This is a genomic window from Oligella urethralis DSM 7531 (genome assembly GCF_000372065.1).
In the GTDB taxonomy this organism is placed as follows: Bacteria; Pseudomonadota; Gammaproteobacteria; order Burkholderiales; family Burkholderiaceae_B; genus Oligella; species Oligella urethralis.
This window is the reverse complement of record NZ_AQVB01000006.1, coordinates 98811-111314: the sequence shown is the minus strand read 5'-3', so window position 1 is coordinate 111314 and position 12504 is coordinate 98811. Positions and strand designations below refer to the sequence as shown.

General features: G+C 46.1%; 11 protein-coding genes. 4 read left to right on the top strand and 7 right to left on the bottom strand.

What is annotated here, in order from left to right:
* Window positions 1-34: 34 nt before the first annotated feature.
* Together A3GA_RS0105285 and A3GA_RS0105280 are read right to left on the bottom strand one after the other, a co-directional pair.
* Window positions 35-1057, bottom strand: a complete 1023-nt coding sequence (locus A3GA_RS0105285) for a methionine synthase (protein WP_018026351.1) — start codon at window positions 1055-1057, stop codon at window positions 35-37.
* A 40-nt stretch (window positions 1058-1097) separates the two neighbouring features.
* Window positions 1098-2075, bottom strand: coding sequence for a DUF1852 domain-containing protein (locus A3GA_RS0105280; protein WP_018026350.1), 978 nt, complete (start codon window positions 2073-2075; stop codon window positions 1098-1100).
* 136 nt (window positions 2076-2211) lie between these two features.
* Here A3GA_RS0105280 and A3GA_RS0105275 point away from each other — a divergent pair, with 136 nt between their 5' ends.
* Entirely contained in the window at window positions 2212-3123 is a 912-nt protein-coding gene (locus A3GA_RS0105275) for a LysR family transcriptional regulator (RefSeq protein WP_018026349.1), read from the top strand.
* A gap of 59 nt (window positions 3124-3182) precedes the next feature.
* On the opposite strand, the gene A3GA_RS0105270 is transcribed toward A3GA_RS0105275, so the two are convergent.
* From A3GA_RS0105270 to A3GA_RS0105255, 4 genes are all read right to left on the bottom strand, one after another.
* The gene (locus A3GA_RS0105270) at window positions 3183-3947 is read right to left on the bottom strand and encodes an ABC transporter ATP-binding protein (RefSeq protein ID WP_018026348.1); all 765 of its coding nucleotides are present in this window, start codon (window positions 3945-3947) and stop codon (window positions 3183-3185) included.
* A complete protein-coding gene (locus A3GA_RS0105265) occupies window positions 3940-5829 on the bottom strand; it encodes a branched-chain amino acid ABC transporter ATP-binding protein/permease (RefSeq protein ID WP_018026347.1) in 1890 nt (629 codons plus the stop codon). Before A3GA_RS0105265 ends, A3GA_RS0105270 begins: the two co-directional genes overlap by 8 nt.
* Before the next feature lies 1 nt (window position 5830).
* The gene (locus A3GA_RS0105260; RefSeq protein ID WP_018026346.1) at window positions 5831-6877 is read right to left on the bottom strand and encodes a branched-chain amino acid ABC transporter permease; all 1047 of its coding nucleotides are present in this window, start codon (window positions 6875-6877) and stop codon (window positions 5831-5833) included.
* A gap of 184 nt (window positions 6878-7061) precedes the next feature.
* Window positions 7062-8231 carry an ABC transporter substrate-binding protein gene (locus tag A3GA_RS0105255; RefSeq protein WP_018026345.1) on the bottom strand — a complete coding sequence of 390 codons (1170 nt, stop codon included), beginning with the start codon at window positions 8229-8231 and terminating at the stop codon, window positions 7062-7064.
* Window positions 8232-8456: 225 nt separating this feature from the next.
* Here A3GA_RS0105255 and A3GA_RS0105250 point away from each other — a divergent pair, with 225 nt between their 5' ends.
* The 3 genes from A3GA_RS0105250 (at window position 8457) to A3GA_RS0105240 (ending at window position 10248) form a co-directional block, all read left to right on the top strand.
* The gene (locus A3GA_RS0105250; RefSeq protein ID WP_018026344.1) at window positions 8457-9002 is read left to right on the top strand and encodes a septation protein A; all 546 of its coding nucleotides are present in this window, start codon (window positions 8457-8459) and stop codon (window positions 9000-9002) included.
* An 88-nt stretch (window positions 9003-9090) separates the two neighbouring features.
* Complete coding sequence (locus A3GA_RS0105245; RefSeq protein ID WP_018026343.1) at window positions 9091-9381, top strand: BolA family protein; 291 nt, start codon at window positions 9091-9093, stop codon at window positions 9379-9381.
* 48 nt (window positions 9382-9429) lie between these two features.
* Entirely contained in the window at window positions 9430-10248 is an 819-nt protein-coding gene (locus A3GA_RS0105240; protein WP_018026342.1) for a peptidylprolyl isomerase, read from the top strand.
* A gap of 147 nt (window positions 10249-10395) precedes the next feature.
* On the opposite strand, the gene ligA is transcribed toward A3GA_RS0105240, so the two are convergent.
* Window positions 10396-12465 (bottom strand): NAD-dependent DNA ligase LigA, encoded by a 2070-nt coding sequence (gene ligA, locus A3GA_RS0105235; protein ID WP_018026341.1) that lies wholly within the window; start codon window positions 12463-12465, stop codon window positions 10396-10398.
* Window positions 12466-12504: the final 39 nt, after the last annotated feature.

Here is a 12504-nt window from a genome sequence, read left to right as displayed (position 1 = left end):
CTAATTAAATTAAAGCGTGTAGCTATGCAGCTGCTTACAGCTCATTACGAACAATGGCTGCACCAGCACTGAGCGCACGCAACTTGGCATTTGCCACCTCACGCGATAATGGCGCCATGCCACAGTTAGTGCATGGGTAAAGATTTTCTGCATCCACGAATTGCATGGCCTTTCTTAGGGTAGCAGCTACCTCTTCCGGTGTTTCAATGACATTAGTCGCCACATCAATCGCTCCTACCATCACTTTTTTGCCACGAATCAATTCCAACAAATCCATTGGCACATGCGAGTTATGACATTCTAAGGAAATAAGATCAATCGTCGATTGCTGCAATTTAGGGAAAAACTCCTCGTATTGACGCCATTCGGAACCAAGCGTTTTTTTCCAATCCGTATTGGCCTTAATGCCATAACCATAGCAAATATGCACTGCCGTCTCACATTTCAAGCCTTCAATGGCACGCTCTAGGGTTGCAATCCCCCAGTCGTTCACATCATCAAAGAAGACGTTAAAGGCTGGCTCATCAAATTGAATAATATCCACCCCGGCGGCTTCTAATTCCTTAGCCTCTTGATTCAGGATCTTGGCAAATTCCCAGGCCAATTTCTCGCGACTCTGATAATGCGCATCATATAAGGTATCGATCATGGTCATAGGACCCGGTAAAGCCCATTTAATCGGCTGCTGAGTGTGTTGACGTAAAAACTTTGCCGCTTCCACAAATACAGGTTTAGAACGGGCAACCTCACCAATCACCGTGGGCACACTGGCATCATAACGGTCACGGATACGGACGGTTTCACGCTTTTCAAAATCGACCCCATCAAGATGCTCAATAAATGTCGTCACAAAATGTTGGCGTGTTTGCTCACCGTCACTGATGATATCAATGCCGGCCACTTCCTGCTCTTTTAAGGTGAGGAGTAAGGCATCGCGCTTAGCCGCTGCTAATTCATCGCCCGCTAGCTTCCAGGGCGACCAGAGTTTTTCCGGCTCGGCCAACCAAGAAGGTTTGGGAAGACTACCGGCAGTTGAGGTGGGTAATAACTTTTTCATAATAAACAACCTAAATTCTACTAATTTTATTCAATGATCATTAAACAGCGTATTCAGCCGTCCACTGCGACAAGGTCTCTTGATATGGTTTGATAAAGTACTCTTCGGTAAACTTACCTTGTTGAATCGCTAATTGCGTACGTTCAACGCGATCATATACCACTTGGGTAAGGGAGTAATTATCATTGGTCAAGCTAGGTTGATAGATCTTCGTCGCCACCGCATTTGCGTTATAAATCTCGGGACGGTAAATTTTTTGGAAAGTTTCCATCGTACTGATAGTACTAATCAACTCTAGATTTGAATAATCACTCAACAAATCCCCTGAAAAATAAAAGGCAAATGGCGCCACGCTGCCCTTAGGCATAAAGTAACGTACGGTTAAACCCATTTTGGCAAAGTACTGATCGGTTAAGGAAAACTCATCTTGCAAGTACTCTACCCCAAGGATGGGGTGCACATTATCCGTGCGACGATAGGTCCTGGTATTAGCCACGCTCAAACAGATCACCGGCTGCTTTTTAAAATTGTCTTTATAAGCTTTGGAGTTTAAAAAAGCCTTAAATAAATTACCGTGTAACTCACCATAAGCGTCAGGCACACTAAAGCCCTCTTTATTTTTGTTATGTTCGGGTAAGAGCACACTAAAATCATAATCTCGCACATAAGAAGAGAAGTTATTACCCACAATGCCCGGTATGCGTTGATTCGTCTGATGATCAACCACGGTGGTTGCTAAGACCTCAATCAATGGGAACACCTTACCATCACCTTCAATATCCACTTCCGCTGAAATAATATCTAACTCAAGCGAATAACGATCGCCCTGCGGATTATCCCAATCTGCCAAACTATTAAAACGACGATTAATCATCTCAATGGCATTACGTAAATTCTGTTGACGGTGCTCGCCTCTGGCTAAATTAGCAAAGTTCGTGGTTAGTCGCGTCTCGCTGGAGGGTAAATAATTTTCATCAAAGCGGATACGATGAATGTGAAACTCAAATTCTTTACTCATTGCTATCAAATCCTAAATCAAATATGTTTGTATCACCAAAATGCTATGGCGATTTTTCATGAAGTTATTGTAGCCACGACATCACATGAAGTAAAATGGTATATTCTTATACATCCATGAATTTTACTCATAGCAAATGATCGAACGTATTCATCTAGCCATTGTGCAGCAAGTTGAGGCACAAGGTTCACTGACCGCCGCAGCGGAAGTGCTGCATGTGACTCAATCCGCCTTAAGTCACAGCATGAAAAAGCTGGAGCAATTACTAGGTACTGAAATTTGGCGCCGCGAGGGCCGTAACTTGCAATTAACCCAAGCAGGTCAGCATTTATTAGCGGTCGCAAATCGTGTATTACCCCAACTGGAACTAGCCGAAGAGAGGTTGCAGCAATTTGCCCACGGCAAGCGCGGCTCGCTACGCATTGGCATGGAATGTCACCCCTGCTACCAATGGCTCCTTAAAATCGTTTCACCCTACCTTAAGGCGTGGCCAAATGTTGATCTGGACGTAAAGCAGAAGTTTCAATTTGGTGGTATCGCCGGTCTCTTTAATTATGAAATTGATTTACTGGTCACCCCCGATCCGCTGTATCGACCCGGGCTACAGTTTGAGCCGGTGTTTGATTATGAGCAGGTATTGGTCGTGGCTAAAGATCACCCACTCGCCAAGCACGACTTTATTGAGCCTCAACAGTTAATCGCTGAAACCTTGATTAGCTATCCGGTGGACATTGAGCGCTTAGATATTTTTAAACAGTTTTTAATCCCTGCAGGCGTTGCTCCCAGACGCCATCGTACGATTGAAACCACCGATATTATGCTGCAAATGGTTGCTAGCGAGCGTGGGGTCACGGCCCTACCTAAATGGTTAGTAGAAGAATATGCAGAAAAGCTACCAATCAAAGCCATTCGTTTAGGGGAGCATGGCATTCCCAAACAGATCCATTTAGGTACGCGTGAGAGCGATACCGTCTTGGATTATATCAAGGCCTTTTTTGAGCTCGCTAGAAAACCCGCCACGGTGGCTTGGCAACAGCAGAATCAATGAGGGTGAGTGCTCAACAGGCAAATAAAACCCCGTCTATCAATGAATAAACGAGGCTAACTTTAATTTGCTGCTTTTTGGCTGCTACCTAAGCCTAAATAGCTTTCGATCACACCAGGGTGATGTAGCAACTCAGATGCCGGTCCACTGAGGCTTAAACGCCCCATTTCCAATACATAGGCGTAATCCGCAATTTGCAAGGCGGCACGCGCATTTTGCTCAACCAGCAAAATGGAGGTGCCCTGCTCTCTGAGATATTGAATCATCTGGAAAATTTCCCGCACAATCAGGGGTGCCAGGCCTAAGCTCGGTTCATCCAGCAACAATAAGCTAGGATTGGTCATTAAGGCACGCCCTAAGGCCAACATTTGTCGCTCACCGCCAGATAAGGTACCGGCGTATTGCTTACGCCGCTCTTTTAAGCGTGGGAAGAGCTCATAAATGTCCTTGAGCTTGTATTGACGCTCACCATCCTTGTCCGAGCGGAATCTAAAGGCACCTAAGATGAGATTATCCTCAACCGTCATGGAGCTAAATAGCTCGCGTGTTTCTGGTACCAAACTGAGGCCACGCCCGACCCGTCGCTCAACCTCTAGCACTGAGATATTTTCTCCCAAATAATTAACCACGCCGGTACTGCGCGCATTCGTTGGTAAATTACCCATCAGGGCATTCATCAAACTGGTTTTACCAGCACCATTGACCCCGATCACGGTAACAATTTGACTAGGGTGCATTTTTAGACTGACCTCTTCAACCGCCTGCACCTGCCCATAGTAAACGGAGATATTCTGCGCATCTAATAATAATTCTGAGGAATTACTCATCTGCCACGCCTCCTAAATAGGCTTCTAAGACGGCTGGATTCGTTTGCACCTGTGCCGGTGTCCCTTCGGCAATTTGAGTACCGAAATCCATCACCACTAGATGGTTAGTTAAACGCATTACAAAATCCATATCATGTTCAACTAATAAAATGCTCATCCCTTGATCACGCAAAGCACATAAGACCGTCGCTAATTCCTCTTTTTCCTTATAGCGTAAGCCCGCTGCTGGCTCGTCCAATAATAATAAACTTGGATCCAGACAGAGTGCGCGCGCAATTTCCACGATACGCTGCTGCCCTAGTGACAAGCCCCCCACGGGCAATAAGGCGTAGTCCTCTAGCCCGACACGACGTAATTGCTTCATCGCCTCATCCAATAGCTGATGCTCGGATTCACTTTCTAAGTGCAAGGCCCCACGAATCGCACCGCTACTGGCACGTAAGTGAGCACCGAGGGCAACGTTTTCTATCACACTGATATCGGGCAATAACTGCACATGTTGGAACGTTCTCGCCACCCCTAACTCGGCAATACGGTGCGCCGGCCAATTGGATATATCCTGACCTTTGAACAAGACCTGACCGGAAGTCAAGGTTAAGACCCCAGTGAGTAAATTAAACGTGGTGCTTTTACCAGCACCATTTGGACCAATTAAGCCCATAATTTCACCAGCTTTAATATCAAAACTGATGTTATTAACCGCAACTAGCCCGCCAAATTCCTTACGAATATCGCGCACCTGCAAGATCGCTTGCTCCATAGCAAGCGGCTGAGATTGCTTCTCTGGGCGTGGTGCTAAAGGGGTAACTGGCTTTTCTAAGCGTAAGCGCTCAACCCCATAGGCTAAACGTGTACTGCCACCCTCTGCCTGCGTCTCCGTCTGACGTGCATCCTTGATTCGTCTAAACCACTGCACTAACAAAGGAATTAGACCATTACGGGCGTATTGCAGGATGAGCACCATCATCACGCCAAAAAACACCATCTCGACATTGATATTACTACCAATGACTTTAGGCGCAATATTTTGAATTTGATCGCGCAGAATCAAGATCATGGCGGCACCAAAAATAGCGCCCCATAAACTACCAAATCCACCGATAATGGCCATAAACAAATATTCAATACCGTAGTTCAGACCAAAAGTGCTGGGACTCACCGCCCGCTGCTCGTGGGCATATAGCCAACCGGCCAAGCCAGCTAAGAGCGCAGCATAGACAAAAGCCAGCATCTTGTAATGATGGGTTTTAACACCAAAGGAACGAGCCATTAACTCACCGCGATTTAAGGCGCGGATGGCGCGACCAGTACGTGAGTTTAAAAGATTCTGACTGAGCCACAAAGCCACTAAGACACAGAACCAAATCAAATAAAAATTATTCCTTGCCGGTTGCAGTGAAATACCGAAAATATGAATTGGTGGCACGCCTGGCAAACCGTCATGACGCCCCAAAAAGCTCATATTACCAAATAAATAATAAAATACCAGGCACAGTGCAATCGTACTTAAAGGTAAAAAATGACCCGATAAACGCAGCGTCAATTGCCCTAACATCCATGCCACCACACCCGTGATTAGAAGGCCAACCGCCAATCCTAAAAAGGGTGAATAGCCCAGGCTCACCGTCATATACGCCGTGGCATAGGCACCCATACCGACAAAAGCGGCTTGACCAAAAGAAGTCATGCCAGCGGACCCAGTCAAAATCACTAAACCAAAGACCACCAAAGCCGAAATCCCGATACTGTTCATCTGATTAATCCAGAACTCCGGCACAAACGATAACTGTGGCAAGATCAGTAAAAACAGAATAAACAGCAACACCAAAGGATTAAACCTGCGTAGCTTAGTGTTTTTATGAGAAGGTTTTAATTGCTCCATCTTATTCCTCCTCATCATGCTTTTGAATGGTTAATGAACGAATTAACAACACGGGTAAAATCAGGGTGAACACAATCACTTCTTTATAGTCACTTGCCCAGAAGGTACTAAAGGCCTCAATCACGCCCACCGCAACGGCCGCCACCGCCGCAATTGGATAGCTCACTAAACCACCGATAATGGCACCAACAAAGCCTTTTAGACCAATCATAAAACCGGTTTCATAGGTAATCGTAATAAATGAGACCAATAAAATACCAGACACCACACCAATTAGCGCCGTAATCCAAAAGCTGATATAACCAGCTAAGCCAGTACTGATACCCATCAAACGCGCCCCTTTACGATTCACTGCCGTCGCGCGTAAGGCCTTACCATAGATGGTTTTTTCAAAGAAGATATACAAGGCAATAATAATAAACACGGTCATGGCAATCACAAACAGACTTTGATAGCTCCACGACAGACCAAAAAACTCGACTGTGCCGTCGAAAAACGGCTCAGAGACACGCCAACCCTCAGCGCCAAAAAAGACCAAGCCCAAGCCCACAAAAGCAAAGTGCAAGGCAATGGAAATAATTAGCAACAGTAATCCTGGTGCCTCTGATACCGGTTTAAACACTAAACGATAAACCATGGGGCCAAGCGGCACAATCAACAACAGTGTCAATAAGGCCTTTAACCAGATGGAGGGTTGCGTCGCTAAAATAGGTGGCACTAACAAAGCCAAGGCAAAGGGTAATAATAGATAAAGCAAGGCTGCTTTTAAAAGCTGCAGCGCTGAACAGGCACGCTTGATTAAAAAGCGATACAGCTCCATCAAGAAAATCAGTGTACCGAATACTGGCAAGAGCCAGATAGTGGCAGGCGTTTGACCATTCACCATAATGGCAAAAGTCAAGGCACCAAAAGAAACAAACTCACCTTGAGCAATAAAAATAATTCGTGTCACGGCAAACACGAGTACCAAGGCCACAGCCATCAGGGCGTAGATGACCCCGGTTACCAAACCATCCTGCATCAGGATTTTGGCGATTTCCCAATTCATAGTTGTACTTAGTCTAACAGTTGCTGCTTATCAAAGCGGTAAACTTAAATCAACTCCGCTTCGGAGCTCGATAATATCTATACTTGAAAAGTTTTTTTAAGACGTTGATGAGTAACAATTCAAGCAAACACTTGTGAATGTGCCGGACCACATGCAGTCCGGCCAATCACATTTAAGGTCTCATTTACTCTAAATCAGGATCATATACCCACTTACCATCCTGAACTTTGACCAAGACACGAGCACGCTCGTCAAGACCGGTATGATCCTCTTTAGAGGTGTTATACACGCCATGCACACCGATGACCTCTTGGTGATTTTCTAAGGCATCACGTAGGGCAGCACGAAACTCCTCAGTACCAGGCTTGGCACCAGTATTTATGGCTTGAGGAATGGCAGAATTAATCAAAATCGAGGCATCCCACATATGCGCACCAAAGCTATTCATGGAATTTTCACCAAATTTAGCATTATAGAGCTTGGCGTATTCTACACCACCGGCTTTAGAGGGGTGTGAGTCGTCTAACTGCTCAGCCACCACCACCGGTCCAACCGGTAATACCACGCCCTCACATGCCTTAGCACACACACGTAAAAAGTCGCCATTTGCCGAGCCATGGGTATGATAAGTTATTCCCTTATAGCCACGCTGAATTAATTCACGCTGTGGTAAAGCGCCTGGCGTACCTGCGGTACCAACTAAAATCGCATCTGGTTTTGCTGAGATCAGCTTCATCACCTGACCGGTGACGCTGGTATCATTACGCGCAAAGCTCTCTTTGGCCACAACCTTAATCTCGGAGCCCTCTAAAGCACGCTCCAATTCGGCTAACCAACCGGTGCCATAGGCGTCCGCAAAGCCAATGTAGCCGACTGTCTTAACACCGCGTTTTTCCATATTTTTACGAATTGCAGCGGCCATTAAAGCGTCATTTTGTGGGGTTTTAAAGGCCCAAATCTTGGCGCCCTCTTGCGGCTCAACCACCACGGCATTACCCGCTAAACTGATCACGGGCACCTTCATCTCAGCACCAACGTCTACCATCCCAAGTGAGCCAGGTGTAACAGTGCTACCCACCATCACATCGACATTTTGCTCACTAATCAACTTACGCATATTACGCACGGCTTGAGAAGTGTCGGTCGCATCATCTAATACGAAGTAGCGGAGCTCCACCTCACCCACCTTAGTCGGTAGAAGTTCAACTGTATTGCGCTCATGAATACCGAGAGAAGCTGCTGGGCCAGTAGCCGACACTGACACCCCGATATTGACCGTTTGCGCCATCACTGAGCCGGCAGCTAATAATGACGCCACCAGTAGAGCGGGTTTGCTGAGTTTAAAAGTCCCCATGTATACTCCGTTTAATGCTTGGTTTTTGTTAATAAAGTGTTAAGTTTAACAGAAAGCCTTTGCTCCATAATAAAAGCCCGAAGGCTATTTGCAAAGAAAGTAGCATTTAACACCTCGTTGCCAAGACTTATTGTAAAAATCAAGCTAAAACTCAGCCGTAGCTAGCGTTATGAGCAGCGCAGTCTGATACACTATGAGGCTTAACAAAAATTAGCCATCGCCCTTATGAATAAAATTATTTTTGATTTCCTGCCACTTATCCTCTTTTTTGTCGCCCTGAAACTCGGTGATATTTATATCGCAACCAAGGTAGCAATGGCAGCGACCGTATTGCAAATTATCTGGTTAAAAGTTAAACGGCAAAGGATCGAAGCCAGTCATTGGCTAAATTTAATTGTGATCGTGTTATTTGGCGGCTTAACCATTTATTTACAGGATGAGAATTTTATTAAGTGGAAGCCCACCGTGCTTTATTGGATCTTTGCTTTGATTATTGCGGGTGCGCTGCTCATCAGTAATAACAATCTAATTAAACGCTTGATGGGTACTCAAATCACCCTACCCGAACCCGTATGGACAAAATTAGCTTATAGCTGGTCGGCATTTTTTGCACTCATGGGTATACTTAATTTATTTGTGGCTTTTTCCGGTTATTTTACGATTGATCAATGGGCTACCTTTAAAGTATTTGGTTTGACCATATTATTAATTGTCTTTGTGATCGGGCAGTCCTTAGTACTGGCCAAGTATATGCGAGACGAGGAGCAGTAGCGCTAGCCTACTGCTTTAAGCTTAATTTATCATGTTAATGAACTTTTGACGCCTTGGGCTGTCCATTGATATACATTTGGAGTTTGAGATGAATGAGCAAATACATTCGAGTTTAGCTGAGGAGCGCGTCGAGATGATTCGTCAGCGCTTAGCCGTATTAGAGCCAATTGAGTTAGAGGTTAGTAATGACTCACATCTACATGCTCAGCATGCCGGTAACCGCGACGGTGCCAATCACTTTACGGTGACCATGCGCTCAGCCAAATTTGATGGCATCACTCGGGTTCAGCGCCAACGTCTAGTCTACGCTGAGCTACAGGATCTGATGCCTTTCCCCATTCATGCCTTGGCGCTAAAGCTAGTTGGCAGCAACGATTAATACATCTAATCAAGTTTATTTTTATTTTTAACCATCACTAGGAGTTCTATGAAACGCTTTATTTTAGCGGCAGCAGTCGCCTTAGCCTTTCCAGCCTATGCACAAAACGCCGCCACGGTAAATGGTCAACCCATTCCGCAAGCGGAAATCGACACCATGATCAAAGCCATGAGCGCTCGCGGCATGGAGGATACACCTGAAAACCGCAAACTGATCTTAGACCAATTAATTACGGGTGAGGTGTTATCGCAAGAGGCTGTCAAACAAGGCTTAGACAAGGACGAGCAAACGCGCCTATTGATTGAAAACTCACGCAAGGAGATTTTGATTAACTCCCTTATTGCCAAGTGGATGGAAGATCATAATCCCTCTGAGGCAGATATTAATAAAGCCTATGATGAGCTCGTTGCCGACAGCAAAAATACCAAAGAGTACAATATCCGCCACATTCTACTCAAAGAAGAAAAAGAGGCGCAGGAATTACTGAAAAAAATCAAGGATAAGAAAATTGATTTTGCCACCGCTGCCAAGGAAAATTCCATTGATCATGGTTCAGGCAAGGAAGGCGGTGATCTAGGTTGGGCTGAAGCACAAAACTTCGTACCTGAGTTTGCCGATGCCGTGGTTGCAGCCAAGCCTAAAGAAATTGTGGCGGAACCCGTTAAAAGTCAGTTCGGATGGCACATTATTGAGGTCTTAGACGAGCGTAGTGTAGAGCCTCCTACCAAGGATGAAGCAACCCCTGGCTTAAAGCAAATGATTCAACAACAGCAGCTACAAGCCTATGTTGAAGAGCTACGCAAAGCGGCCACCGTGGTTGAATCAAACGATGACGGTCAAAAAGAGGAAGCAGCTAAAAAGAAGTAGTGACTAGCTAATCCTTGCTCTGATTGTAGTAGTCAGGTAGTCAACATGCCTCCCCAGGTTACGATATACATTGGTGGAGGCATGTTGCATTTTAAACTTAAGCATTAGACTACCGAGCAACCATGGCTTTTAGCGCAACTGCCCGCACTAAAGCCCTAATAGCGCCTTTAAAGCATCCTCATCCAAGATCGTCACGCCCAGCTCTTCGGCACGGCGCAACTTACTACCAGCATCTGCTCCGGCTACCACGTAGTCAGTTTTTTTAGACACCGAAGAAGTCACTTTAGCGCCGGCTTGGCGTAGCAATTCCGCCGCTTCATCGCGGGTCCAATGACTTAAGGCACCCGTTAAGACAAAGGTTTTACCTAGCACCGCTTGATTCGGCGATGACGCTGAAGCAGCATCCGCAGTGCCTGTTGCGGCCACCCCTGAGCGCAGCTCATACACCGGATTCAAGCCCAATTCAGCTAATTCATGAATCACCTGTTGATTATGCTCCTCAGCAAAAAAATGCTGAATTGACTCGGCAATCGCCGGACCCACATCCTCAACCGCTTGCAATTCCTCACGGCTCGCCTGAGCTAAGGCCGTGATACTGCCAAAATGCGTGGCTAAGTCACGCGCCGTGGTCTCACCCACATGGCGTATGCCCAAGGCATAAATAAAATTAGCTAATTTGACCCCTTTACTCTTTTCAATGGCATCCATCAGGTTTTGTGCAGATTTAGGCCCCATGCGCTCTAAACTAGCGACTGATGCTGCTGTTAAACGATATAAGTCGGCTAATGACTTAACCATCTCTTTTTCAACTAATAGCTCGGCCAGTTTATCGCCTAAACCCTCAATATCAAGCGCTTTGCGACTGGCGGCGTGAATCAGACTTTGCACTCGCTGCGCTCGGCAAAATAACCCCCCAGTACAACGCCATACCGCTTCTCCTGGTAAACGCTCAATGCTAGAGTGACACACCGGGCATGCCTGAACCATGGTAAAGGGCTGCGCATCTTCAGGTCGTAAATCCAAAACCGGCGCCAATACTTCAGGAATCACATCCCCTGCTCTTCTGACAATCACCGTATCACCAATCCGAATATCCTTACGGCGAATCTCATCTTCATTATGCAAGGTGGCATTGGTGACAGTCACGCCCCCTACAAACACCGGTTTTAACCTGGCCACCGGTGTCAGGGCACCAGTACGTCCGACCTGAATATCAATGCCCTCCAACAGCGTCTGCATTTCTTCTGCAGGAAACTTATGCGCTAAGGCAAAGCGCGGCGCCCGTGATACAAAACCGAGCGCTTCCTGTAAGGCTAAACGATTCACCTTATACACTACCCCATCAATATCAAAGGGCAGCGCGGCACGCTTGGCTTCAATCCCTTGATAAAAATCGAGTAGCCCCGCTACCCCCTTGACCACAGCTCGCTCTGGTGAAATAGCAAAACCAAAATCACGAAATCGCTCCAACATCCCGGATTGCGTCTGGGCTAAGGCCACAGTACTTTCAAGCTGACCCCAGCCATAAGCATAAAAACGTAAATGACGGCTGCGCGTAACTTTAGAGTCTAATTGACGCAAGCTACCGGCAGCCGCATTACGCGGATTCACAAAAGGCTTAATGCCAAGTTTTTCCTGTGCCTCATTCAGCTTATGAAAATCAGCTTTATGCATTAAAACCTCACCACGCACCTCCAACACCTCGGGTATCTCATCACCAGTGAGCATTAAAGGAATACTGCGAATTGTGCGAATATTTTCGGTCACATCCTCACCTTGCATGCCATCGCCACGCGTGGTGCCTTGGATCAAGCGACCTTTTTCATAGCGTAAATTAATCGCTAAACCGTCAAACTTCAACTCCGCTAAATACTCAATTTCCTCACCTGCCATCAGCAAATGTTGCGCTCGTAGTCTATCGCTAGCCCGCCGATTAAAAGCAACTATATCACCGTCATTAAAACCATTATTTAAGGAGAGCATTGGCACCGCATGGGTGACCGTTTCAAACATCGTGAGAGGCGCTGCTCCCACCCGTTGAGACGGTGATTCAGGCTTAATCCACTCCGGGTGCTCAGCCTCAATGGCCAATACACGCTGCACTAAACTATCATATTGTGCATCGGAAATCGTTGGTGCATCCTTGACATGATACGCATAATCATGCGCCATAATCTCTTGATACAGCTGCTCTAATTCTTGTTGTAACTCTGACATAGCCATAAAATTTAATTAAAAAAGCCGCAGTCAAGGAAT